Annotated in this window: 27 protein-coding genes; 14 read left to right on the forward strand and 13 right to left on the reverse strand. The window is 33.1% G+C overall.

Annotation, left to right across the window (positions count from 1 at the left end; all coding sequences use genetic code 11):
* The first annotated feature begins 103 nt into the window (after window positions 1-103).
* Window positions 104-2,995 (forward strand): triple tyrosine motif-containing protein, encoded by a 2,892-nt coding sequence (locus tag FA048_RS07210; RefSeq protein ID WP_136839566.1) that lies wholly within the window; start codon window positions 104-106, stop codon window positions 2,993-2,995.
* Here FA048_RS07210 and FA048_RS07215 read toward each other — a convergent pair.
* The 4 genes from FA048_RS07215 to trpS all read right to left on the reverse strand — a co-directional run bounded on the left by FA048_RS07215 (window position 2,992) and on the right by trpS (window position 6,073).
* Window positions 2,992-3,516, reverse strand: a complete 525-nt coding sequence (locus FA048_RS07215; protein WP_136839567.1) for a hypothetical protein — start codon at window positions 3,514-3,516, stop codon at window positions 2,992-2,994. The two genes, FA048_RS07210 and FA048_RS07215, sit on opposite strands and share 4 nt — an antisense overlap.
* A gap of 39 nt (window positions 3,517-3,555) precedes the next feature.
* Complete coding sequence (kdsB, locus tag FA048_RS07220) at window positions 3,556-4,338, reverse strand: 3-deoxy-manno-octulosonate cytidylyltransferase (RefSeq protein WP_136839568.1); 783 nt, start codon at window positions 4,336-4,338, stop codon at window positions 3,556-3,558.
* 28 nt (window positions 4,339-4,366) lie between these two features.
* A complete protein-coding gene (locus tag FA048_RS07225; RefSeq protein WP_136839569.1) occupies window positions 4,367-4,993 on the reverse strand; it encodes a deoxynucleoside kinase in 627 nt (208 codons plus the stop codon).
* 81 nt (window positions 4,994-5,074) lie between these two features.
* Window positions 5,075-6,073 (reverse strand): tryptophan--tRNA ligase, encoded by a 999-nt coding sequence (trpS, locus tag FA048_RS07230; protein ID WP_136839570.1) that lies wholly within the window; start codon window positions 6,071-6,073, stop codon window positions 5,075-5,077.
* A gap of 140 nt (window positions 6,074-6,213) precedes the next feature.
* Here trpS and FA048_RS07235 point away from each other — a divergent pair, with 140 nt between their 5' ends.
* From FA048_RS07235 to FA048_RS07260, 6 genes are all read left to right on the forward strand, one after another.
* Window positions 6,214-6,939: a lysophospholipid acyltransferase family protein gene (locus FA048_RS07235; protein ID WP_136839571.1), complete on the forward strand. Its 726-nt coding sequence runs from the start codon at window positions 6,214-6,216 to the stop codon at window positions 6,937-6,939.
* Complete coding sequence (gene gatC, locus FA048_RS07240) at window positions 6,936-7,229, forward strand: Asp-tRNA(Asn)/Glu-tRNA(Gln) amidotransferase subunit GatC (protein WP_136839572.1); 294 nt, start codon at window positions 6,936-6,938, stop codon at window positions 7,227-7,229. The genes FA048_RS07235 and gatC overlap by 4 nt, the downstream gene beginning before the upstream one ends.
* A gap of 69 nt (window positions 7,230-7,298) precedes the next feature.
* Window positions 7,299-8,057 carry an ABC transporter ATP-binding protein gene (locus FA048_RS07245; protein WP_136839573.1) on the forward strand — a complete coding sequence of 253 codons (759 nt, stop codon included), beginning with the start codon at window positions 7,299-7,301 and terminating at the stop codon, window positions 8,055-8,057.
* A gap of 68 nt (window positions 8,058-8,125) precedes the next feature.
* Window positions 8,126-8,674, forward strand: coding sequence for a cob(I)yrinic acid a,c-diamide adenosyltransferase (locus FA048_RS07250; RefSeq protein ID WP_136839574.1), 549 nt, complete (start codon window positions 8,126-8,128; stop codon window positions 8,672-8,674).
* Between the two features lie 86 nt (window positions 8,675-8,760).
* Entirely contained in the window at window positions 8,761-8,982 is a 222-nt protein-coding gene (locus FA048_RS07255; protein WP_008240955.1) for a DUF2795 domain-containing protein, read from the forward strand.
* A gap of 141 nt (window positions 8,983-9,123) precedes the next feature.
* Window positions 9,124-9,276 carry a lmo0937 family membrane protein gene (locus FA048_RS07260; protein WP_136839575.1) on the forward strand — a complete coding sequence of 51 codons (153 nt, stop codon included), beginning with the start codon at window positions 9,124-9,126 and terminating at the stop codon, window positions 9,274-9,276.
* Window positions 9,277-9,348: 72 nt separating this feature from the next.
* Here FA048_RS07260 and FA048_RS07265 read toward each other — a convergent pair whose 3' ends face one another.
* Together FA048_RS07265 and queA are read right to left on the reverse strand one after the other, a co-directional pair.
* Window positions 9,349-10,014, reverse strand: a complete 666-nt coding sequence (locus tag FA048_RS07265) for a 2-C-methyl-D-erythritol 4-phosphate cytidylyltransferase (RefSeq protein WP_136839576.1) — start codon at window positions 10,012-10,014, stop codon at window positions 9,349-9,351.
* A 73-nt stretch (window positions 10,015-10,087) separates the two neighbouring features.
* A complete protein-coding gene (gene queA, locus FA048_RS07270) occupies window positions 10,088-11,137 on the reverse strand; it encodes a tRNA preQ1(34) S-adenosylmethionine ribosyltransferase-isomerase QueA (RefSeq protein WP_136839577.1) in 1,050 nt (349 codons plus the stop codon).
* 164 nt (window positions 11,138-11,301) lie between these two features.
* Between queA and FA048_RS07275 the strand changes: the two genes are divergently transcribed.
* Window positions 11,302-12,546, forward strand: coding sequence for an ABC transporter permease (locus FA048_RS07275; RefSeq protein WP_136839578.1), 1,245 nt, complete (start codon window positions 11,302-11,304; stop codon window positions 12,544-12,546).
* 137 nt (window positions 12,547-12,683) lie between these two features.
* Here the strand turns inward: FA048_RS07275 and FA048_RS07280 are convergent, their stop codons facing one another.
* A complete protein-coding gene (locus FA048_RS07280) occupies window positions 12,684-13,880 on the reverse strand; it encodes a pyridoxal phosphate-dependent aminotransferase (protein WP_205943451.1) in 1,197 nt (398 codons plus the stop codon).
* Window positions 13,881-14,048: 168 nt separating this feature from the next.
* Here FA048_RS07280 and FA048_RS07285 point away from each other — a divergent pair, with 168 nt between their 5' ends.
* From FA048_RS07285 to FA048_RS07305, 5 genes are read left to right on the forward strand one after another with little or no spacing between them, the layout of a single operon-like run.
* Window positions 14,049-14,972, forward strand: coding sequence for a cation diffusion facilitator family transporter (locus tag FA048_RS07285; RefSeq protein ID WP_394347488.1), 924 nt, complete (start codon window positions 14,049-14,051; stop codon window positions 14,970-14,972).
* Window positions 14,969-15,406, forward strand: coding sequence for an NUDIX domain-containing protein (locus tag FA048_RS07290; RefSeq protein WP_136839580.1), 438 nt, complete (start codon window positions 14,969-14,971; stop codon window positions 15,404-15,406). Before FA048_RS07285 ends, FA048_RS07290 begins: the two co-directional genes overlap by 4 nt.
* Before the next feature lie 2 nt (window positions 15,407-15,408).
* The gene (locus tag FA048_RS07295) at window positions 15,409-16,290 is read left to right on the forward strand and encodes a CPBP family intramembrane glutamic endopeptidase (protein ID WP_136839581.1); all 882 of its coding nucleotides are present in this window, start codon (window positions 15,409-15,411) and stop codon (window positions 16,288-16,290) included.
* A complete protein-coding gene (gene bioA, locus FA048_RS07300; RefSeq protein WP_136839582.1) occupies window positions 16,287-17,555 on the forward strand; it encodes an adenosylmethionine--8-amino-7-oxononanoate transaminase in 1,269 nt (422 codons plus the stop codon). The genes FA048_RS07295 and bioA overlap by 4 nt, the downstream gene beginning before the upstream one ends.
* Before the next feature lies 1 nt (window position 17,556).
* A complete protein-coding gene (locus FA048_RS07305) occupies window positions 17,557-18,174 on the forward strand; it encodes a hypothetical protein (protein WP_136839583.1) in 618 nt (205 codons plus the stop codon).
* Window positions 18,175-18,252: 78 nt separating this feature from the next.
* On the opposite strand, the gene FA048_RS07310 is transcribed toward FA048_RS07305, so the two are convergent.
* The 4 genes from FA048_RS07310 to FA048_RS07325 are packed head-to-tail and all read right to left on the reverse strand — an operon-like array spanning window position 18,253 to window position 21,322.
* Window positions 18,253-18,987: a hypothetical protein gene (locus FA048_RS07310; RefSeq protein WP_136839584.1), complete on the reverse strand. Its 735-nt coding sequence runs from the start codon at window positions 18,985-18,987 to the stop codon at window positions 18,253-18,255.
* Window positions 18,988-19,040: 53 nt separating this feature from the next.
* On the reverse strand, window positions 19,041-19,964 hold the full coding sequence (locus FA048_RS07315) for a DUF4097 family beta strand repeat-containing protein (protein WP_136839585.1): 924 nt from the start codon (window positions 19,962-19,964) through the stop codon (window positions 19,041-19,043).
* 31 nt (window positions 19,965-19,995) lie between these two features.
* Complete coding sequence (locus tag FA048_RS07320) at window positions 19,996-20,772, reverse strand: HEAT repeat domain-containing protein (RefSeq protein WP_136839586.1); 777 nt, start codon at window positions 20,770-20,772, stop codon at window positions 19,996-19,998.
* On the reverse strand, window positions 20,765-21,322 hold the full coding sequence (locus tag FA048_RS07325; RefSeq protein WP_136839587.1) for an RNA polymerase sigma factor: 558 nt from the start codon (window positions 21,320-21,322) through the stop codon (window positions 20,765-20,767). The genes FA048_RS07320 and FA048_RS07325 overlap by 8 nt, the downstream gene beginning before the upstream one ends.
* Before the next feature lie 195 nt (window positions 21,323-21,517).
* Between FA048_RS07325 and trxA the strand changes: the two genes are divergently transcribed.
* Window positions 21,518-21,814 (forward strand): thioredoxin, encoded by a 297-nt coding sequence (gene trxA / locus FA048_RS07330; RefSeq protein WP_136839588.1) that lies wholly within the window; start codon window positions 21,518-21,520, stop codon window positions 21,812-21,814.
* Here trxA and pdeM read toward each other — a convergent pair.
* Both pdeM and FA048_RS07340 read right to left on the reverse strand, forming a co-directional pair.
* Window positions 21,811-22,449, reverse strand: a complete 639-nt coding sequence (gene pdeM / locus FA048_RS07335) for a ligase-associated DNA damage response endonuclease PdeM (protein WP_136839589.1) — start codon at window positions 22,447-22,449, stop codon at window positions 21,811-21,813. The two genes, trxA and pdeM, sit on opposite strands and share 4 nt — an antisense overlap.
* Window positions 22,450-22,543: 94 nt before the next feature.
* On the reverse strand, window positions 22,544-25,009 hold the full coding sequence (locus FA048_RS07340; RefSeq protein WP_136839590.1) for a ligase-associated DNA damage response DEXH box helicase: 2,466 nt from the start codon (window positions 25,007-25,009) through the stop codon (window positions 22,544-22,546).
* Between the last annotated feature and the right edge of the window lie 83 nt (window positions 25,010-25,092).

A 25,092-nucleotide genomic window follows, 5' to 3' on the forward strand; every position in this document is an offset into this window, starting at 1 on the left:
AGAATATGCAATGTTTAACCACAACATTAATAAATTTATTATCTTCATGTTAGTTGTAAGAAATTTACAATAGCCAAATATAGAACCTATACTTTTGAATGAAATGAGATATACTTTTCTCTTGTTTTTTGTGGTGTTATTGCCTTCGTATTTTTTAAAAGCCCAGGGTCCAATAGGTTTACCCCAGGTTAGTAGCTATAGCAGCTTACAATATAAAGGTGGCACCCAAAATTGGGGTATTGCGCAAGACAAAAATGGAATTTTATATTTTGCAAATAATGAAGGCCTTTTAACCTTTAATGGCGCTTACTGGAAATTATACCCTTTACCCAATAAAACTATCGTTAGATCTGTTAGAATTGATGACAGTGGCAAAATTTATGTTGGAGGTCAAGATGAAATGGGATATTTCTTTCCTAATCAAAATGGTTCGCTTATCTATCATTCTTTAAAGAATTTAATTCCAGAAGGCGAAAAGCAGTTTGCAGACATCTGGGACATTTATATTTTAAATAAGGAAGTATATTTTAGAATAGTAAATAAGATTTTTAGATTAAGTAATAACAAAATTGATGTTTACGTTACTCGAAATGCATGGGTTTACATGGGTAATGTGAATAAAGAAATCCTTGCTCAGGAGAATAAAATTGGTTTAAAATATTTTAAAAATGGCGAGTGGCTAATGAAGTGTGATGATAAACGCATTCTAAATGTTAACATAACTTCTATCTTACCTTACAATGCTGATACCTTACTAATCACCACACTAAAAGATGGGTTATTTCTATTAAAAGGAAATAAGCTGATTAAAAAACAAACCATTAACGATAAAATATTCTTGAATGACCGTATCAATTGCGCAATTCAAATCAATGAAAGCTTATATGCATTAGGTACTACTTCTTCTGCCTTATTAATTATCAATAAAGAAGGTAAAATAGAAAGGCAGTTTTCTTATGCTGAGGGTTTGAATAATAATAACATTAGAAGTGTATTGTTAGATCAGCATCAAAATTTATGGCTTGGTTTAGATGATGGGATCTCATTCATTGCATTTAATAGTGCAATCAAGCATATTTATCCTGATAGAAACAAACAAGTCTCCAGTTATGCAACTAGAATTTTTAATAACAAACTTTATATAGGAACATCGAATGGATTGTTAGTAGCGCCGATAAACACTAATCTAGATGATTTAAGTAATACACAAGCAAAATTTACAGAAGTAACCAATACCAAAGGGCAAACGTGGGGTTTAGCAGAAGTTAATAAGCACTTATTATTAGCGAATGAAGATGGAGGTTTTGTTGTTAATGGTTCTTCTGCCCTTCAACTATACACAGGTTTAGGAACTTGGCTGTATTCTTCATTATCCAAAGATAAAAATGATGACAATGTAGTAGCTGGAACATATACAGGTTTGCAGCTAATAAATTATAAAGATGGAATATTTAGTGCCAAAGGGACTTTATCTGCTTTAAATGAGCCGCTTAGGTTTATTGCTGTAGATCAAAAGTTGAATTGTGTTTGGGCATCTCATCCCTACAGGGGCATTTACAAATTGGACTTATCCATAGATAGAAAAAGGATAATAAAAACCACTTTACTAACTAAAGATGATGGTTTGCCATTAACACTCTACAATTATATTTTTGCAATAAAAGATAGAATTGTTGCATCAACTGCTGATGGAATTTATGAATATAATCCTACTAAGAAAAGATTTTATCAAAGTTCTTTTTTTAGGCCAATGTTTAGAAATTTATCAATTCAATTTTTAAATGAAGACCAAGATGGGAATGTTTGGTTTGTTTCTGAAAAGCGGGTGGGGGTAGTTGATTTTAAGCATAAAAATGACAATAAGAACTTCAATATTGTAGAATTTCCAGAACTCACTTCTAAGGTTTTGGCTGGTTTCGAAAATATTTATCCATATAATGATAGAAATATTTTTATTGGAGCAAATAAAGGTTTAATTCATATTGATTACCGAAAGTATGCTGCTAATATTTATAAGCCTAATATTCTTTTAGGTCAGATAAGGATAATTGGTAAAACTGATAGTGTCTTTTTTGGTGGCTATTTTCCAAAAGATAGAAAAACTATGCCTAAGTTATCTTACGAGTTTAATTCAATGCATTTCGAATATTCTTCAACTTTATTTGAGCAAAGGGAAAATATAGAGTATAGTTATCAATTAAAAGGATACGACGAAGATTGGTCTGTTTGGAGTAGCAAAAGTGAAAAGGACTACACCAATTTACCACATGGGAAATATAATTTTTTAGTTAAAGCTAGAAACAATTTAGGCAATGAATCTATACCTACCAGTTACAGCTTTACAATTTCACCAGCGTGGTATAGAAGTAATCTAGCTTATGTATTTTATATCTTGTTTTTTGGATTTCTTGTATACCTTTTAATTAAACTTCAAGAGAAAGAACATTTAAAAGAGCAAGATGATTTAAGACAAAAACATCAATTAGAAATAGAGCGTAATGAGCAGCAGATTACAAAGCTCCAAAAGAAACAATTAGAAGCTGATGTTGAATTTAAAAATAAGGAACTAGCAACTACCACTATGCACTTGGTGCAGAGAGGAAAGCTTTTGTCTAAAATTGGAGATGAGCTTTTACCTTTGGTTCAGCAGTCTACAAGTAAGGATACTGCAAATGATTTAAAGAAAGTAATTAGGTTATTAAACGAAGCAAAAAAACTAGATAGCGATTGGGATCAATTTGCCATACACTTTGATCAGGTACATGCAAATTTCTTAAGCAATTTAAAAGATAAATACCCTAATCTTAGTCCAAATGATTTAAAGCTATGTGCCTATCTCAAATTAAATTTATCATCTAAAGAAATTGCACAACTTTTAAATATTACACCTAGAGCCGTAGAAGTAAGCAGATACAGGCTAAGGAAAAAATTGAATTTGAAACCCGAAATAAATTTATTTGATTTCTTGCTTAATGGTTCATCTAAACCAACTTAACAACACTTATAATAAATTTTTACTTGGTTGTTTTTAGTAGACCAAGCAATATAAATGCTCTTATCTTTACCTAAACTATAATAAAAACCATTTAATTTTGTTTGTTTAAGTTCATCGTAAAAGGCTTTATCTGGTGTGTTATTGTCTAATTCTTGATCTTCAGTTATGGCAGGTTCAAGAAAGTGTTCCTCCTCAAAGAAAACGTTAATCTGTTCATTTATGAACTTAATTTTATCGTTTTCTTTTTTTAAATCTTCGCTCGCTAAATAACTTTTTAAAAGTTCAGCTGTTTTAATTTGTTTATGATAAATCTGGCTCCCTTTAAAGTTAGTAATGGTAAAATTTAATACCATATCTGAAGATTTCTTTCCAGTTAAAGTAAGCTTAAAAGTGTCTAGGTTAACTGTATCGGTAAAAGCTTGTAATTTCGTCTTTTCAGTTATAGGATCAACTTTCTTTTCAGTATTACAGGAAGTAAAAGCTAGAAAGGCAAATAAAAGTAGGAGGTAAGACTGTTTCATAGGTGTTATCGATTTAACAACCGAAGATAAAAAAATATCCTAAAAAATTATTTTTTGTAAATCTTCAGGCGTATCGATAGCTATGGTTTCTATTCCCGTAACTTTTGTTTGTATTTGATAACCATTTTCTAACCAACGTAATTGCTCTAAACTTTCGGCTAATTCTAATGAAGATGGGGCTAGCTTGGTAATTTCTAGTAAGGTTTGAGTTGTATAACCGTAAATACCAATGTGTTTATAAAATTGATGAGTGGTTACCCAATCTTCTTTTTTTTCCGCATTGCGGAGATATGGAATTGGATGGCGGCTAAAATAGATAGCCTGCTGGTTAGCATTAATTACCACCTTAGGAATATTTGTATTAAAGAGCTCATCATCACCATGAATTTCTTTAATTAAAGTAGCAAGTTGAATATTTTTATCTGTAAAACAAGAACGAACCAAAGCGATTTGTGCCGGATCAATAAAAGGTTCATCGCCTTGAATATTTATTACCACATCATAACCAGGAAGCTTCAGTGCAACCTCAGCACAACGATCTGTTCCGCTTTGGTGTTTCGTGTCAGTCATTATTACTTCGCCTCCAAATGCTTTAACAACAGAAGAAATTCTTTCATCGTCAGTAGCTACAACAACTTTATCTAAATCACACTTTTTAGCTTGTTCGTAAACGCGTTGGATCATTGTTTTTCCAGCAATATCAACCAAGGGTTTTGCTGGAAAACGCGTTGAAGCGTAGCGAGCCGGAATGATACCTAGAGTTTTAACCCCTAAATCCCCTGAAGGGGACTTTGTATTTCTATCTTGGATGTGATGAGCCATAAAATTACTTTGGGTTAGAAATTCCCTTTTAGGGGGTTGGGGGAAACAATCCGTTAATCTCCGCTTCAATAGATTGGATGATAGAACCTAAATCTTCTGGATTATTCGTAAAATCAAGCTTATCCTTATCTAAAATTAGAAGTTTACCCAGACTATAGTTTTTAATCCAAGCTTCATATTTTTCATTCAGTTTAGATAAATAATCTATGCGGATGCTAGCTTCATATTCTCTTCCTCTGCGTTGTATATTGTTTACTAAAGTAGGTACAGATGCTCTTAAGTAAACCAGCAAATCTGGTGGTTTAATAAATGAAGTGATATTCTCGAAAATTGCTTTGTAATTATCATGATCGCGAGAAGTCATTAAGCCCATTTCGTGCAAGTTTTCAGCAAAAATGTGGGCATCTTCATAAATTGTACGGTCTTGAATCACATTGCGTTGATTGGTCTCAATCTCTACAATTTGCTGAAAACGACTATTTAGAAAGTAAATTTGAAGGTTGAAACTCCATCGTTTCATATCACTATAAAAATCTTCTAAATATGGGTTATTATCTACAGCTTCGTACAAAGCTTCCCATCCGTAGTTTTTAGCAAGTAAACCTGTTAATGTTGTTTTACCTGCTCCTATGTTGCCAACTATTGCTATGTGCATATATTAGTATTGAGATTTGCGTATTGTGTATTGCGATTGTGCCATTTTAGCACAGCCTTTACATTACACAATACTACTAAATTAAAAACTTTTAAACCCTATTAATTCTCTAACTTCTCTAATGGTTTTTTGTGCGCTCTCTCGAGCTTTTAAAGCACCATGCCTTGCCACCTGGCGGAGGTAAGAAGTATCTGCAGCAATTTCATTGATACGTTCACGCATTGGCGTTGTGGTAATGATCATGTCTTCTGCCAATTGTTTTTTAAAATCGCCATAACGGATGGCCATTTTGTTATATTGCTCATCAAAATGCGCTAAGGTGTCTGCTGATGAAACAATTTTCATTAAATCGAATAGGTTTTGAATTGCTTCTGGCTTTTCTTGATATTCTGCAGTAGGGCCACTATCTGTAACAGCTCTAGAAACTTTTTTACGAATAATTTCTGGTGTGTCAGATAAATAAACGGCATTACCTTCACCTTCAGATTTACCCATTTTACCTTTACCATCCAGACCTGGTACTTTTACCAAATTTTTAGAATAGCTAAAGGCATATGGTTCTGGAAAATAATCTTGATTATATAAACGGTTAAAACGATTACCAAAAGTACGAGCCATTTCTAAATGCTGTTCTTGGTCTTTACCAACCGGAACCTTTGTAGCTCTATGTATTAAAATATCTGCAGCCATTAATACAGGGTAAGTTAATAAACCTGCATTTACATTATCCGGATTAGCACGAACCTTATCTTTAAATGAGGTACTACGTTCTAATTCACCCATATATGCATTCATATTTAAATACAAATATAATTCAGCAATTTCTGGCACGTCAGATTGTACATAAATTGTACTTACTTCTGGATCGATACCACAAGCTAAATATTCAACCAGAACATGTTTTACATTTCCATGTAAATCTCCAGGCGTTGGATGCGTAGTAAGTGAATGTAGATCGGCAATAAAAAAATAGCAGTTATAGTCATGTTGCATTTGCACGAAGTTTTTTACTGCTCCGTAGTAATTTCCTATATGTAATTTTCCAGTAGAACGAATTCCACTTAGTACTGTTTCTTTCATAATTGCCGAAATTAAGAAAAAACATAGGAATGGATTTGAAATATTTATTTTTTGTAATAAAATGAGGTGTTTTTATGAAAATTAATTAGGCTTGTTCAAAAAATGAGAAATAGATTTTCTTAATTTGTACTTTTACTTAAATGATTAAATTGCTTAAAAGAATACATTCCATTTATTTTTCTTTTTGGATTGTATTTTTCTTTTTCCTTTTTTGGCCACTTTATTATTGGGGAACACGAAGGCCGAGTCGCTATTTGGCGCTTAATAAAATTAGAGCAGTACATGCTTTTTTGTCCACAGCTTTGTCGGGTGTGTTTTTTCGTTTTAAATTTGAAAAACCCCTTGACAATCAAACTTATATTTATTGTGCTAACCATACTTCTAACCTAGATATTGTTTTGTTTTGCCTTTTGGCCAAAGGGAAATTTCATTTTATGGGTAAAGAAGAACTGATGAAAAACCCAGTATTAGGCATTTTTTTTAGAACAATAGATGTGGCTGTTTCTAGAGATAGTAAAATATCTGCATTTAGAGCATTTAAAAAAGTTGGTGAAAATTTGGATAGAGGAATGAGTTTGATCATTTTTCCAGAAGGAAGGATAGATGATTTATATCCTCCAGTATTACATGAATTTAAAAATGGACCATTTAGGCTGGCGATAGAACATAACATCCCAATTGTACCTGTAAGTATTATAAATTTATGGGAGATAATGTGGGATAGTGGTTTTAAATACGGAACAAGACCAGGTATAGGAGAAATTTATGTGCATGAACCAATTTCAACTGTTATCTTAGCAACCGAAAGCGCTGATGTTTTAAAGGAAGAGGTTTTTAATAAAATTAATAGTAAGCTACAGAGATGATAATAGATAAAGAAACCGTACATAAGGTTGCCGATTTAGCTAGAATAGCCATAAAAGAAGAGGAAGTAGGGGCTTTAACTAAAGAAATGAACAAAATACTTACGTTTATGGAAAAGTTAAATGAGTTAGATACTACAGGAGTAAAACCACTTGTGTATATGAATGAAGAGGTTAACGTTTGGAGAGAAGATGTAGTTAAACATGAAATTAGCGTAACAGACGGTTTAAAAAATGCTGCAAAACATAACGAAAGCTTCTTCTTCGTGCCTAAAATTATAGAAAAACAATAAAGTCCTAATGAAAAATAATTCTACACTGTAACATTGGGTAGGTAAGTTTGGTCTAAAAAAGAAAAAACAATGCAGAAAGCACTAATCAACATTAAAGATATAGGTCGTAAATACGTAATTGGTACAGAAGTAATTCACGCTTTAAAATCTGTAAGTTTAGATATTAATAAAGGTGAATTTGTTGCTTTAATGGGGCCTTCTGGTTCTGGTAAATCTACCTTAATGAATATCTTAGGTTGCTTAGATACACCAAGTAAAGGCGATTATATTTTAAATGGGGTTAATGTTAGTCAAATGAGTGAAAACGAATTGGCTGAAGTGAGAAATAAAGAAATTGGCTTCGTTTTTCAAACATTTAACTTATTACCACGCTCAACTTCATTAGATAATGTAGCACTGCCTTTAATTTATGCTGGTGCCGGAAAAAAAGAACGAGATGCTAGAGCTACTAAAGCACTAGAAAATGTTGGTTTAGGTAATCGAATTACACACAAACCAAATGAGCTTTCTGGAGGGCAGCGTCAACGTGTTGCTGTAGCAAGAGCATTAATCAATAATCCATCAATTATTCTGGCAGATGAGCCTACAGGTAACTTAGATACCAAAACCTCTATCGAAATTATGGGTTTACTTGAAGAAATTCATAGTAAAGGGAATACCATTATTTTGGTAACTCACGAAGAAGATATTGCACAACATGCACATAGAATTGTGCGTATGCGTGATGGTTTGATCGAAAAAGACTATGTAAATGATGATATCAAAACTGTGTCACCCCGTTTATCTCACTTAGATAAAAAAGGTGATGATTTTGAGAACATACAATAAACCCCTAAATCTCCTAAGGGAGACTTTGGTATTTTTTAACATTTAATTCCCCTTTAGGGGCTAGGGGTATGAAAATTTATACAAAAACTGGCGATAAGGGTCAAACCTCACTAATTGGAGGTACGCGTGTACCCAAGTACCATGTTCGCATTGAAAGCTATGGAACAGTTGATGAGTTAAATTCTTACATTGGTTTAATTATGTGCCAAGACATAGAAGCACATCATCAACAGATTTTAAAAGAGATCCAAGATAGGTTATTCACAATTGGATCTTCATTAGCATCAGACCCAGAAAGGTCAAAAATGAAAATTCCTGATTTGTTAGAGAGCGACATTTCTCTGTTAGAAAAAGAAATGGATAGCATGAATGATGTGTTGCCAGAACTTAAACATTTTATCTTACCAGGGGGAAATACAATTGTATCTTATTGTCATTTAGCTCGTTGTGTTTGTAGAAGAGCAGAGAGATTAACAGTTCATTTAGCAGAAGAAAGTTTTGTTGACAGCAATATTACAATCTATTTGAACAGATTAAGTGATTATTTGTTTGTTTTGGCACGAAAACTGAATGCAGATGCTAAAACAGTAGAAAACATTTGGATACCGCGCTTGTAAAATGGTGGAAAAAAATATTTGTTTTGCTCGTTTTTTTTAACATACTTTTGCGCAAATAGAAAATAGAATAATTTAATAATAAGAATATGTATTGGACATTAGAACTAGCATCGCACTTGGAAGACGCTCCATGGCCTGCAACAAAAGACGAATTAATTGATTATGGTATTCGTTCTGGTGCACCTGTAGAGGTGATTGAGAATTTACAAGCCTTAGAAGATGATGGTGAGCCTTATGAAACGATTGAAGAAATCTGGCCAGATTATCCGACAAAAGACGACTTCTTCTTTAACGAAGATGAATATTAAATCTTAAATGATTATAAAGCCCACGATTAAATCGTGGGCTTTTTTTATTTTCCAGAACAATTTAGAGATTGCAGTTGTTAATGGTTAGGAAATCAAATAAATGAATTCGTAATCAATTATTAACTAAAAAACAAAAAAGTCATGGGAAATCTACTTTATGTAATCGCAGTAATCTTAGTAATCATTTGGGCAATTAGCTTCCTCGGAGGTTATTATACTGGTGGTATAATTCACACTTTATTGGTTATAGCAATTATTGCTATCATCTTAAGAGTTATTAGAGGAGCCGCCTAATCATAAAATTGGTCATTTCGGATATTTATTGTTCGAAATGACCATTTAGTTATTTGCCACAAATGAAATAGGCTATTTCAATAAAAAACTTGCTAATTCTAAGTCTTCAGGATAGGTAATTTTAAGGTTGTGCCTTTCTCCTTCAATTAGATTTATTTTGAAGCCGGCCTTTTCTACTACAGAAGCATCGTCTGTAAACTTAGTTTTGTAATGTTGCTGGTAACCTTTTCTTAATTGACTAATTTCAAATGCTTGAGGTGTTTGTATTAAAACTAAATCATCCCTATTCACAATTTTACTTTCAGTCTCTGATTTTATCTTCCTTACGGAATCACTCGGCTTAATATAGGTAATGGCGTTACCTTTTTCTTCGGCAACTTCATAAGCCCTGCAAATTAAACTAGTGCTAACCAAGGGTCTAACAGCGTCATGAACAGCTACAATTCCTTCCCCCTTAATAGTCATTAAACCATTCCTCACAGAGTAAAACCTTTGTTCGCCTGCATTTACCAACAAATAAGGTATGTCAAAATCATATTTCAAGCACAAATCTTTCCAGTACTGATGTAAATCTGGATGCAGAACAAGAATAATTTCGGGTTTAAATGAACATGAAATGAAAGCCGAGATGGTGTGCATAAGCACTGGCTTGTTCTTAAGCAATAAAAATTGTTTAGCTATTACATTCTGCATCCGCTTACCGGAGCCGCCACCAACAATTATTGCATAATATTTCATTGTATAAGGATCAAAATTAAGTATCAAGTAGCAAGATACAATCTCGATACTTGATACTCGGTACTTTTGTCTATTATATAATTAACATTGCATCGCCATAGCTATAAAAGCGATACTTTTCTTTTAACGCTACTTGATAGGCATTCATTACATTTTCATAACCACCAAAAGCACTAACCATCATTAATAATGTAGATTCTGGTGTATGGAAGTTAGTAATCATGCAATTCGCAATGCTGAAATCATAAGGAGGGAAAATAAACTTGCTTGTCCAATCGTTCGCAGGTTTTAATCTTCTGCCAGATGAAACAGCTGATTCTATTGCACGCATTGAAGTTGTACCAACAGCACAGATTTTTCTCTTATCATCTAAAGCTTTGTTTACAATACCAACAGCTTTTTCATCAATAATGAATTGCTCAGAATCCATTTTATGTTTGGTTAAATCTTCCACTTCAACTGGTCTAAATGTTCCTAAACCAACATGTAACGTCACTTCAGCAAAATCTACACCTTTTAATTCTAAACGTTTCATCAACTCTCTGCTAAAGTGCAATCCAGCTGTAGGAGCTGCAACAGCGCCTTCATGTTTTGCGAAAATTGTTTGGTAGCGCTCTTTATCTTGCTCTGTAGCTTTACGTTTAATGTATTTTGGAAGTGGAGTTTCTCCTAAAATTTCAACATTTTTTCTGAATTCTTCATCAGTGCCGTCAAATAAGAAACGGATGGTACGACCACGAGATGTAGTGTTATCTACAACTTCAGCAACTAATAAATCATCATCACCAAAATATAATTTATTACCGACACGAATTTTACGAGCTGGATCTACAAGCACATCCCATAAACGTAATTCTTTATTTAATTCGCGAAGTAAAAAAACTTCAATAGTTGCACCAGTTTTTTCTTTATTACCATATAATCGAGCAGGAAATACTTTAGTGTTGTTAAGAATCATCACATCCTTATCATCAAAATAACCTAAAACGTCTTTAAAAATCTTATGCTCAATCTTGCCACTATCTTTGTGCAAAACCATTAAACGGGCTTCGTCTCTATTTTCTGCAGGAGTATTCGCTAAAAGCGATTCTGGTAAATTAAACTTAAATTGAGATAACTTCATGTTTCTTTAATGTAGTAAATTAGGGCGCAAATTTACGAATTATAATTTTGTTTTTTATAATTTAAATTTATACACTTCCTATCGAAAATTGTTTTTGAATGTATTTTTTATAATATACTTTAAGACCTGTAACCTTTTTAAGTATTTTTGGTCTAAACAATACTATGATGATATTTAGACTAATAGGCGAAAGTTTCAGGTTTGCATGGGACGCACTTCGCCAAAACAAACTTAGAACAGCTTTATCTCTATTGGGCATCACTATTGGTATCTTTATCATCATTGCCGTTTCTACAGGCGTTGATACAATGCGTGATAAAATTCAAAGCAGCGTTGATAAATTAGGCTCAAATACATTATTTGTTCAAAAATGGCCATGGATTTTTAGTGATAATTTTCCATGGTGGAAATATGTAAATAGACCAGAACCTTCTCTTAGAGATTATTTAGCCTTAAAAGATAGGATGGATATGGCAAAGGGCGTTTGCTATGAAGTTTCGGCAAATAACCGTACTATAAAGTATAGAAGTAATTCTGTAGAGGGTGCAAATTTAAACGCTGCTTCTCAAGAATATGATCAAACATGGGATTTAGTGTTTCAAGAAGGTAGATATTTCACGGACAATGAAGGTCAATCTGGTTCTCCAGTTTGTGTATTAGGTGCCGAAATTGCAGAAGGATTATTTGATGGCGACAATCCTATTGGAAAGCAAATTAAAGTAATGGGACGAAGGATTACTGTGATTGGAGTTTTCAAAAAAGAAGGAGAGGACATGATGGGAATGTCTCAAGATAAAAACGTGCTTATTCCATTAAATTTGGCAAAAGGTATTTTTGATGTAAATAACGAAAGATACAACCCACAAGTAACGGTAAGAGGAAAAGATAGTATAAGTTTAGATGAAGTAGAAAGTGAACTGAAAGGGCAAATGCGTTCTATTCGTCGTTTAAAACCAGGACAAGAAGATGATTTTTCTTTGAATAAAACCACGATGTTGTCTAATCAGTTAGATATTATGTTTGGGGTAGTAAATATTGCTGGTCTTATTATTGGTGGATTCTCTGTCTTAGTGGGTGGTTTTGGGATTGCAAACATTATGTTCGTTTCAGTAAAAGAAAGAACAAATATTATAGGAATTCAAAAATCATTAGGCGCAAAAAGATATTTCATATTATTGCAGTTCGTGTTTGAGGCTATTGCATTATGCCTAATGGGCGGTTTGCTAGGTTTAGGACTAGTTTATATCCTTACAGTTGTTTTTACTAAGCTGTTAGATGTAGAAATTATCCTTTATTTTAGGAATATAATTAAAGGAATTGGTTGGTCTGTAGGTATCGGCTTAATTGCAGGATTTTGGCCAGCTTATGCCGCGTCAAGGTTAGATCCAGTAGAAGCGATAAGGTCGTAAACCCCTAAATCCCCTAAAGGGGACTTAAGCCTATATAGTCTTTATATTACAAATAAAAAGAGCTTTACAATTTTGTAAAGCTCTTTTTGTATCGTATTATCTGCAATTTGCAAAGTCCCCTTTAGGGGATTTAGGGGTTAATTTAATTTAGCTAAAGCTTCTTTAATTCTTCTTAAAGCCTCAATTAGACTTTCGTCTGATGCAGCGTATGATAAACGGATGTAATTGTTGTTGCCAAAAGAATCGCCACCAACTGTTGCCACATGACCTACATTTAATAGGTATAAAGCTAAATCTGCTGAATCTTTAATTACATTTCCATCAGCATCTTTTTTGCCGAAAAATGAACTGATTTCTGGGAAAAAGTAAAAAGCTCCATCTGGTAAATTTGTTTTTACACCAGGAATGTCATTTAACAATTCATAAACCAATTGTCTACGTCTAGCAAATGATTTTTTCATTTCTAAAACAGTCTCCAAACCTTGCTCATAAGCAACAATACCAGCACGTTGTGCGATAGAACAAGTTCCAGAAGTTGTTTGGCCTTGCATTTTATCATTAGCGGCGGCTATTTCTTTATTTGCAGCAATGTAACCCAATCTCCAACCAGTCATTGCAAATGCTTTAGAAAAACCATTAACAATAATTACACGGTCTTTAATGCTGTCAAATTGGGCAATAGATTCATGGCTATCTACAAAATTGATATGCTCATAAATTTCATCTGAGAGGATATAAAGGTCTGGATATTTTTCAAAAACTTTAACCAAAGCTGCCAACTCATCTTTACTATAAACACTTCCTGTTGGATTACATGGAGATGAAAACATAAAAAGCTTAGATTTTGGAGTGATAGCAGCTTCAAGTTGTTCAGGAGTTATCTTAAAATCACTTTCAATATCAGTATCAATAAAAACAGACTTACCTTCTGCCAATACCACCATCTCAGAATAAGAAACCCAATAAGGAGTAGGAATGATTACTTCTTCTCCAGGGTTAATTAAAGTTAAAATAACATTAGATAAGGATTGTTTTGCACCTGTTGAAACAACAATTTGAGAAATATCATAATCTAGATTATTCTCTCTTTTAAGCTTATTAACGATTGCCTGACGTAATTCAGGATATCCGGGTACTGGAGAGTAACGCGTATAATTTTCGTCTAAAGCTTTCTTAGCAGCTTCCTTTACATGCTCTGGAGTGTTAAAATCTGGTTCGCCAATGCTCAAACTAATAATATTAATTCCTTTGGCTGCTAATTCGCGACCAAGTTTGGTCATTTTAAGTGTAGCGGACTCTGATAAGTTGTTGATTCTTTGTGATAAAACTGCCATAATATTTTTGTGAATGCGCAAATATAAAAATCCAATGCTATTAGGCAATAAAAAAGATAGTTTTTCTTAAAATTACGTAGCTAAACTGTACTTTTGAGCTCTTAAAAAATCAATTTGCAACCAAAAAAGAAAGCCATACTTATTTCACTTTGCGTAAGCATCATTTTGATGTTAGCAAAGTTTGTTGCTTATTTCTTAACAAATTCTAATGCTGTTTTAACTGATGCTGCAGAAAGCATAGTGAATGTAATTGCAAGTGCATTTGCCTTTTATAGCATTTATCTAACAACACTTCCAAAAGATGAAAATCATCCTTATGGACATGGGAAGGTAGAGTTTTTTTCTGCTTTTGTAGAGGGGATTTTAATTGGTGTTGCAGGAATAGTCATTGTTTTCAAATCAAGTTATGATTTGTTCTATCCAAGTGCAATAAAACAGTTATATGATGGTGCAATTATTATTGGCTCAACTGGTTTGGTTAATTTGATTATTGGCTTTTATCTAATTAATACAGGCAAAAGAAATAATTCAATCACATTAGAAGCTGACGGTAAGCACTTACTTACAGACTCTATTAGTAGTGCAGGATTGGTAGTTGGTATTGTTTTAATTCAATTGACAGGGATTTATTGGTTGGATGGGGTAATTTCTATTGCTCTTGGTTTATATATTATTTTTAATGGGTATAAGCTAACAAGAAGATCTGTTGGAGGCTTAATGGATGAAAGTAATATTGGATTGGTAAAAGACATTGTATCTATATTACAAGCAAATAGACAAGAAAGCTGGATAGATGTGCATAATTTAAGAGCACAACAATATGGTGCTGATTTGCACATAGATTGCCACGTTACACTTCCATATTATTTCGATCTAAATGCTGTGCATCAAGAAATATCAAATATTGATAAATTAATTAATGTTTCTAGCTCTCACCAAACAGAGCTTTTTATACATGCAGACCCTTGCTTGCCAGCTTGTTGCAATTATTGCAAAATGTCAAACTGTGGGGTAAGACAAGAGGAGTTTAAAGGAGAGATTGGTTGGAACATGGAAAATGTAACAAAAAATCAAAAACATTTTAGCCAATGAGTTATTTCAATGTTAGAGTTTATGGCTTGCTTATCAATGGTAATAATGAGATTTTAATAAGTGATGAGTATGAAAATGAGCAATATTTTTCTAAGTTCCCTGGTGGAGGGTTAGAGCTGGGTGAAGGCTTGATAACTGCACTAAAACGTGAATTTATGGAAGAGTGTAATGCCGAGATTGAAGTAACAGGTCATTTTTATACTACAGATTTTTACGAGAAATCTTCTTTTAACAACAGTCAGGTAATCAGTATTTATTATTTGGTTAAAGAACTGCACCCACTTCAATTGAATTTTAAAACTACCGTATTTGACTTTGATGAAAACACTAATCAATCTTTTAGATGGGTTAATCTCAAAGATTTGTCTGAAGATAGCGTGACCTTCAAAACAGATAAAACAGTAGTTGCACTCTTAAAAAAAACAATCTCTTAATAATGGAAGAGAAAATTTTATATTATTTAATGCCTGTTTTTAAGTTAGTCCTCTTTCTAGCACTAGCATTTATTTGTTTCTTTCCAACATTGATGGTTCTAACATTTGATTTTATACCATTTGATGAGACCTCTATATATACTCAAATTTTTTACGAATTTGGAGTTGCCTTATCTGTTGTTGGCGGACTTTTAATGACTTTTTACATTTTAAAAAATTACGATTTAACAAGTGTTTTCATTGTTAAAGAAAAAGCTGTATCTGGATTTTTAAAAGGGAGTTTAATTGGGTTTGGAATTTTAGTTACATGTTCAGCCTTGGCTTATTTTAATGGGAATGTAGTATTTTCACTTGGAAAGATTAGTATAGCTACATTTTCTCTTTATATTATTTATTATATCATTGTTGCAATTTTTGAAGAATTGCTTTTTAGGACATTCCCTTTAAGAGTTTTTTCAGAACGGTATCCAACTATTTTAGCTATTGTTTTAACTAGTGGTTTATTCGGATTGGCACACCTAGGTAATGTTGGTTTTACATGGCTTGCTATGTTAAATATAACTTTAGCAGGTTCTTTATTCGCCTTATTTATTTTGCAAAAAAGAAACATTAGTTGGGCCATAGGCATTCATTTTGGATGGAATTTTACACAGGGAACTTTATTGGGTTATCAAGTTAGTGGTACCCATTCTCCAGGTGTGCTTTCCGCAAAACCCATAGGATTGGAGTACCTGTCGGGAGGTGTTTTTGGAATTGAAAATTCGATATTTTGTACAGGTGTAATGGTTATTTTAATACTCATTTTAATGATGTCTATTAAAATTGAACCAATTAATGAAAATGATATTTATGAAGAAATAGAAGAGGAGATAGAAGCAACATGAGTTTAGTAGAAAGAGATAAAAAAGTAATTTGGCATCCTTATACCCAGATGAAAGATGCTCAAAATCCCATTCCAATAGTTAGGGGGGAAGGTGTTTACGTTTTTGATGACCAAGATAAAAAATACATAGATGCAGTTTCATCTTGGTGGGTAAATATTCATGGGCATGCACATCCATACATAGCAGAAAAGGTTTCAGCGCAGCTTAAAGAACTGGAACATGTAATTTTTGCAGGGTTTACACATGAACCCGCAGTTAAACTCGCAGAACGATTACTGCCTCTTTTACCAGGAGAACAAGCTAAAATATTTTATAGCGACAATGGTTCTACTGCAGTAGAAGTAGCCTTGAAGATGTGCTTACAGTATTGGAATAATTCTGGCAATACGCAAAAAAAGAAAGTTTTAGCTTTTAAGGATGCCTATCATGGAGATACTTTTGGAGCAATGTCTGTTAGTGGCAGAAGTATTTTTACAAATCCTTTTAATGATTTATTATTCGATGTAGAATTTATTGATCTCCCAACTGCAGCTAATATTTCTGAACTCAAAACTAAAATCTCTAAGCTTCAAACTCAACTTTCTTGTTTCATATTTGAGCCCTTAATTTTAGGTGCAGGTGGAATGCAGATGTACGAGGCAAAATATCTTGATGAACTTCTAAAAGTTTGCCAAGAAAATGATGTCTTAACTATTGCAGATGAGGTAATGACTGGTTTTGGCCGTACAGGAACTTATTTTGCTTGTGAACAATTAATATATAAACCTGATATATTCTGCTTAAGCAAGGGCCTAACGGGCGGTACAATGCCAATGGGGGTTACCAGTTGTGGTGAGAAAGTTTTCAATGCTTTTTTGAGCGATGATAAATTGAAAACCTTATACCATGGACACTCATTTACTGCAAATCCAGTTGCTTGTGCGGCCTCGTTAGCAAGTTTAGATATTTTATTGGCTGATGAAACTTTAGCTAATATCAAAAGGGTAGAAGCGCAACACAAAGAATTTTTTAAAAGAATAGAAGACCACCCAAAAGTTAAAACGATTAGGCAAACAGGAACAATCATTGCCATAGAATGGCAAACCGGAAATGATACTTCTTATTTAAATGGATTGAGAGATCAGCTTTATAATTACTTTTTAGCCAAGGGAATTATTCTTCGCCCATTAGGAAATATCATTTATATCTTACCTCCTTATGTCATTTCAAATAATGATTTGGCGTACATTTACCAAACAATTCAACAAGCATTAGACGAAATTTAATATGCACCTATCCTCAATTTTAGAAAAAATAGTTAATGATAACACTTTACATTCCAAATGGTTAAATACTTTATCCTATATGGAAAATGCAGGTGCAAAAAAAATATCAGCTTCTGAACATAAAGAAGAAGTGACTTTGTTGATTTTAAAACATGCAGCTGAAGAACATCGCCATGCCTATTATTTAAAAAAGCAATTAGCTAAGCTTGATGAAAATTTTTGTAAAACATATAGCAATGCTGAATTATTAGCGCCAAATTATACCAAATACTACTTAAACACACTAGATGTTCAAGTTTGCAGGTATTTGAAGGATAATTTTAACCTCTCTGGTTATGATTTAAAATTTGCAGCTTACCTATTTGTTACTTATGCCATTGAAGTTAGAGCAGATGAGCTTTATCCAATTTATCAGGACGTTTTATCGGCAAAAGATAGTCGTGTAACAGTTAAATCAATTATTTTAGAAGAAGAAGGTCATTTAGAGGAAATGCTTAACCAATTGCGAGAATTTTCTCCCGATTGGGAAAAACACGCTCAAGAAATCATTAAAATAGAGCAAAAAATGTTTAATGATTGGATGATTGGGTTGCAGGAAGAATTAACAATCGTTGCGTAGTTTTAATAGCTAAGTTTCATTATTGATAGTAAGTTTCTATCAATAATGAAACTAATTCAAGTGGTACTATTAACCTAACTAATTATTAGATCTTCTTAAATAGATATTACCATACGATGAGCTTAAATCATAGGAAGGCCCTTTTCCTGGTTCAGCCGTAATTGAGGTAAAATAGCTACTATCTTTCTTTTCTGTGGCTGTTAATTGCAAATTGCTGTAAATTTTTCCGTAACGATTGGTCAATTTAATTTTTCCAATTTGGCTTTCATTCATACTGGCATCAATACCGCCATAAGTAGCTTCAATAGCTGAAGGTGCTTTAAAATCTATCAGTTCAATCATTCCATAAGTAGATTTTATGGTTGAAAAAGTGGAAGATGGTACTTTAACCTCAAGATTTACTGTAAAATTGCGTTGCGTATAAAATGAAGCATTTTGAAGAGCACTGTTTTCTTTCTTGTAGTTTTCAAAATCTTGCTTTGTTGGGAAACTAGTTTTTATTCCGTTGGCAACTACATAATATTGATTAGGAATTTTTTCCCAGTCTATTCTATTGCGAATAGAAACAGTATTGTTTACTACAGAATCACGTAAAATGAATGCATCAATGTGTTCTCCATCTTCAGTGCTCACAGTTGCAACAATAGAAACTTCATTTTTATCCCAACTGCTTATTTTAATTATTTTAGGATAATCGAAATGCAAATTAATCTCTTGGCCTTCTTTTACTGGATAACTTTTGGTTATTTTATTTTGAGCATGTACTATAAGTGATGATAAAATAAAAAATAGTATTGTGAATATTGTTTTCATAATATGTCTGTTAAATAAAAAGTCCCATCTATGATGAGACTTTAAAGTTTGGTTTATTTTTCTCTTAAGTATACGTTTTTGTAGGTTGATTTGAAGATAAAATCAATACCTCCACCATTTAGCTTGCCTTTAATTTGGTCGCCGCTACCATATGTTCCTATAGAATACGTTAAGCCATTACCTGATGTTATTATAGTTCCGCCTGTTGCTCTAGCTGGAGTACTACCGCTTTCTGTTTTTGTAGTAATACTACCACTTGTTGTTTGAGCTCCATTAATTGTATAAATGCCTCTATCAGTCTTTCTATCTGATTCTGTTTTCTCGAAGTCGATTTTAAACTCTTTTCCAGCATATAATTTTCCATAACTAGTGCCAAGTTCAATATTTGCTTTACTGCTAGAAGGCATGGCAACATCTACATAGCCGTAAATTGATATGATAGAGATAGGACCTTTTAATTCGCTATTAAATGTTGCATCAATAGGACTGTGAATGGTTTTAATATTCATCGGACCAGTATTGTTCTCTAATTTAACTTTATTATAAGTTGTAGAAACTTCTATTTCACCTTTTATGTCTTTAATGAAGAGTTCATCAGAATATAATGTGCTGTTATTTGTAAACGAAACTTTCATGTTTTGAGGAACCTTAATAGTTATGATGCCAATTGGTTTTTTAGACACCATATTCACAAGGGCTTCTTGTCCATTCTCAGTAACACTAATTCCCATCCCCGTGTTATCTGTATAACCAGAGCCACTAACGGCAACAAGACCTTTTGCACGTTCGTCTACTTCGTCTATTTTAGCATCTTTACTAGAGAAGATTACTTCTTTTCCATCATAGCCTTCAATAATTGCCCCATTGATGTTAAGTTTTAATTGTCCAGTTGATTTTGATAATCGGAACTCTTTCTGTGCATTAGTGAATAGGCTAGCACATAATAATGTGATTAAAATAATTGATTGCTTTTTCATTTGTTTTTTTGTGTTTATGTTTCTTTAAATTTTATAATTTGTTTTGATTAAGTAAGATTAGGTATGCCTGATCTTTTACTGCTGCAAAAGTTGTAGGATCGTTTGCCAGTGCATAAAGCTTATCATCAAGTTTTGGATTGTTAGTTTGACTAAGTAGTTCAATTAATCCAAGTTGTACTAATGGATCTTTCTGACTTGAAAGCGATTGCATAAACGTATTTCCAACATAGCTATCTTCCGTGTATTTACTCATTAAATTAAGTGCAGCTAAACGAACATTACTATTCGAGTCGTGGTTTAGGGATTTCGCCAACTGATCAATGATAGCATAGCTCATTACATTCGATTTTTGAATGTCGAGTATTGCAGCTAATCTATTACTTGCTGAAGTACTATCAGTTAAGCCTTTATAAGCTGCAAGCATGTTTATCTCTGCATTTTGCTCTTTAAATTTTCTTTTAGCTGTTACTTTAACTAGTGTTTTTTTAATGTCATTTATAGGTTCAACTTGAATAATCGCTTTTGGCTGGTCAACAATTTCAGGGATTGTTCTTTTTGTAATCTGCTGTTTATTAATAAGCTGATCCGTACTGTTATTTGTTATAAATAAATAAGTAATTGATATGGTAATCACAATTGAAGCTGCGACTAACCATTTATGATTAAGAATTAATCGCATTCCTCCCTTTTCTTCTTTTGCTGCACTCTTTAGTTCTCCTTTTATTTTGAAGAAGATATCTGCAGAGGGCTCAAGGTTATCGAAGTCGTCGCGATTATCCTCAATATATTTTTTTAATGGATCATTCATATACTTTATCTTTTAATAATAATAAGACTTTCTTTTTTGCACGATGGTATTGTGTTCTTACGGTATTGTGTGATATTCCTAACATTGCGCCTATTTCTTCTTGCGGAATGTTTTCGAATAAATAAAGACACATTATCGTTTTATAACCTTGTGGTAAATTGTCGATACTCTTACGTACATCACTTACCTGGGTTTCAAATAATTCGTTTTCTTGAATGTCATATTCCTTTTCTGCTACTATTTCGGTGGTATCTACATCCGAAAATTCAATTTTCTTTTTTCTTAAATGTGAGATGGACCTGTTGATTGCAATTCTTTTAATCCATCCTTCAAAATTTACCACATTAGCTAGTTTGTCAATTTCTTTAAAAACAGTTAAAAATGTTTCTTGTAAAATATCTTCAGCTTCTGCTGTGTGTGAAACAATACGGTGTATAGAATTATAAATACGCTTTGCATATCTTCCATATAATTCGGAATACCCCAAATCATTATTTGCTTTGCACATAGCAATTAATTCATGATCTGTTTTTTTCTGTATTGGCGTCAATTAAATAGTCTTAGAGTATAAACAAAAAACCGTTTCTATAAGGTAGTCGCATTATTAATACTTTTGTTGCATCAACTTAATAAATTTTAAAATAAATATAGCCATATCGATTATTGAGATATAATATTTAGAACAAATTAATGAGCTCATCAGAACTTCTTGCCCAAATTATTGTTTTACATAAAATGTTTTCATATGTCTAAGTTTTCTGAATTAATAAATGGCGATAAACCAGTTTTGGTAGATTTTTTCGCTGAATGGTGCGGCCCCTGTAAAATGATGGCACCAATTTTAGATCAAGTTAAAAGTCAAATAGGAGATAAGGCTTCCATTATTAAAGTTGATGTAGATAAAAATAGAAATGCTGCTTCTGCCTATAATGTTCAGGGAGTACCAACATTAATTTTATTCAAAAATGGCAAACAAATCTGGCGACAAAGTGGTGTTGTGCAGGCAACTCAACTTAAAGACATTATTGAAAGTAATATTTAAACCTTTACCACCTTTGTAGGTGTAATGGCATAAACTTGCTCATTTGCTTTAGGTTTTACTAAGCTTAAACCAGTAAATACACTAAAAGCTGGCATTACGGCATAGTCATTGCCAAAATAAAAGCAAGGAAATTTCAAGCTTTGTTTTGCTTTACCAAAAACAGCAACGCCAGGGTGGATATGGCCACTAATTGGATAAAGGTTCTCTTCTTTACATTTTACAGCATCGTGAATGAAACAAAAACTCGAGGTACAATAACTAGGATCATGAATTTTGATTCCTAAATTTTGATATTGCTTTTCATCCAACTTATCATGGTTTCCTTTTACTAAAATGAAGTTTAAATTTGAATACTGCAGCTTCCAACGCCCAAAATCATCAACATCAGTATTTACATCATGATGAAACATATCGCCATTAATTAATAGTGTTTTTGGTTGAAATCGTTCTAAAAGTATACTTAATCTTTCTAGGTCACCTTGTGCTAGTGTAGATGGAACTTGTAAACCAGCTTTGCGAAAGTGGGCAGCCTTACCTAAATGTAAATCACTTATGGCTAAAAGCTCTTGTTGAGGTAAATATATAGCTCTTTCTTTTGCTAAAATCAGCTCTTCATCTCTAATCGTTATCGTCATCTATTCAGTATTGTCATGCTAAGCTTATCAGAGCATCTATAAATTAAACACGGCAAAGTTAAGTGATTTTGCCTTTTGACACGACAAAATTTCCTTATTTAAAAACCTCTACCTTCATACGCTCAATACGCTGCTCTAATTCTTCAGAACTCATATTAGCTCGTAAACTATCTACTTTAATTGGGAAAGATAGGGGTGTAAACCTTTTCGGGTGAGTAATTACAATTGTACTTTGCTGAATGCGATGTAAAGCAGCAGCCAAACGGGGTTCTTCTAATTGTTGATAAAAAACTTCATCATAAGCTTGGCGCAACAATAAATTGTGTTTGTCGAAATCGCTAAAAACATTAAAAAATAATCCTGCAGAAGATTGTAAATGTCTATTTGCTACATATTTACCAGGATATCCTTGAAAAACTAAACCAGAAATGCATGCAATATCTCGAAACTTTCTACGGGCCATTTCTGTAGAATTAATGCTTAAGGTAATATCTTCAGTTAAATTCTCTGGCGAAAAAACTTCATAGGCAATCGCATCATCCATCGGTATTTCGATATCACTCAAGAGCTCAAAACCGTAATCGTTCATTGCCAAAGAAAAAGTAATTGGTATTAATTTACTTAAGCGATAAGCAACTAACGCAGCCAGAATTTCATGAACTAATCTGCCTTCAAAAGGATAGGCAAAAAGATGGAATCCCTCTTTGTTATTAATTATTTCAACTAATAACTCATCATTTCTAGGCACATGAGAACGTTCTTGTTGAACCAAAAATATTGGATAAACAGCATTTAATTCTTCTTCTTGATGAGTTTTATTTAAAACCTCATTATATTTTTTTCTTAAAACTGTTCCTAGGTTTGATGAAAGTGGCAATCTTCCTCCTAACCAACTTGGCGACATTGCTTTCTTTTGTTTGCTTTTACGAACAATAACTGTCATGTCTTTAATGTGCACAAATTCGAGAATTCTGCCTGCCAAGGTAAAGCTATCGCCAACTTTAAGCTTAGATACAAAATACTCCTCCACCATTCCAATATATCCACCAGATAAGAATTTAACTTTCAGCATTGCATCGCTTACAATCGTTCCAATATGTAATCGATGTCGCATTGCAATTTGTCTGCCTTTTACCTTCCAAAGCCCATCTTCTTCATCTTTAACTACTTTTTTAAATTCTTGGTAAGCTGTTAGACTATCACCTCCAGAAGTGATGAATTGCATTAACCAAGACCATTCTTGTGGTAAAAGCATTTTAAAAGCATGAGTATTTTTCACTTCTTCATAGATAACTTTATCATCAAAACCATCGCCTATGGCTAGTGTCACTAAATATTGAATCAATGTATCGAAAACCATAATTACAGGCTCTCTACTTTCAATATTATTTTCTTTTGCAGCTTCTTTAATCGCTGCAGCTTCAACTAGTTCTAAAGCATGAGTAGGTAAAAAATATATTTTAGAAGTTTCCCCTGGTGAATGACCAGAACGACCAGCTCTTTGCAAAAACCGAGCGACACCTTTTGGGGAACCAACTTGTATAACAGTATCTACAGGTTTAAAATCTACTCCTAAATCTAGTGAAGAGGTAGCAATAACAGCCTTCAGCAGACCTGTATGTAAAGCATCTTCAATCCAATTGCGTAATTCAAAATCTATAGATCCATGATGGATTGCTATTCTTCCGGCTAATTCTGGCTCCAGATTGAGCAAATGCTGGTACCACATTTCAGATTGGCCACGAGTATTGATAAAGATTAAAGTTGTTTTACTCTTTTCTATAATTGGCAACAGCTTATAAGCTAATTTTAATCCTAGATGTCCAGCCCACGGCATGGTCTCAATATCATCTGGTAAGATTGATTTTATGATTGTTTTTTTATTCAGCTTTGCTTTAATTATAATTCGTTTTGCATTTAAATCGGGCTCAATTACGTCTAAAGCTTCTTCAATGTTCCCTATAGTTGCAGAAATTCCCCAAACTCGTAAATGTTGTTGCTTGGCGGCTTTTTGTAAACCTTTAATTCTAGAGATAGCCAATTCTACCAAAACACCACGTTTATTACCTAAAAGTTCATGCCACTCATCTGCAACAATACACTTTAAAGTTTCAAACAAAGTTGATGAACCTTTTTGCGCTAATAAAAGATGCAAACTTTCTGGCGTAATAAGCAAAACCTCTGGCATTGATTTTTTCTGTTGCAGTTTTTCTGCCTGAGTGGTATCTCCATTTCGTACACCAACATGCCAGTCGAGTTCAAGTTCGGTTAAAACTTCTCGCATCGCTCTTGCAATATCTTTCGCTAATGAACGTAAAGGTGTAATCCAGATGAGTTGTAAGCGGTCTTTGGCTTTTTTTTTATCCTTTGTGTTGGCTAAATTTATTCCTTCAATTACAACAGCTAAAAATAAAGAAAACGTTTTTCCGAAACCAGTAGGGGCATTAACTAATCCACTATAGCCTTTGGCATAATAACTCCATGCTTCTTCCTGAAACTTGAATGGTTTTTTATCATCTTTTTTAAGCCAATCAAGAACTTTTTGCTGTCCCTTATTCATTCGGTATTTTAAGATTAAACAAAAATAAATAGCATTTGTGTTACAGACTTAAATATTATTCAAGCAGATTTTGATAATACAAA

Origin of the sequence: Pedobacter polaris, from assembly GCF_005116505.1 — a bacterium.
Taxonomy (GTDB): Bacteria; Bacteroidota; Bacteroidia; order Sphingobacteriales; family Sphingobacteriaceae; genus Pedobacter; species Pedobacter polaris.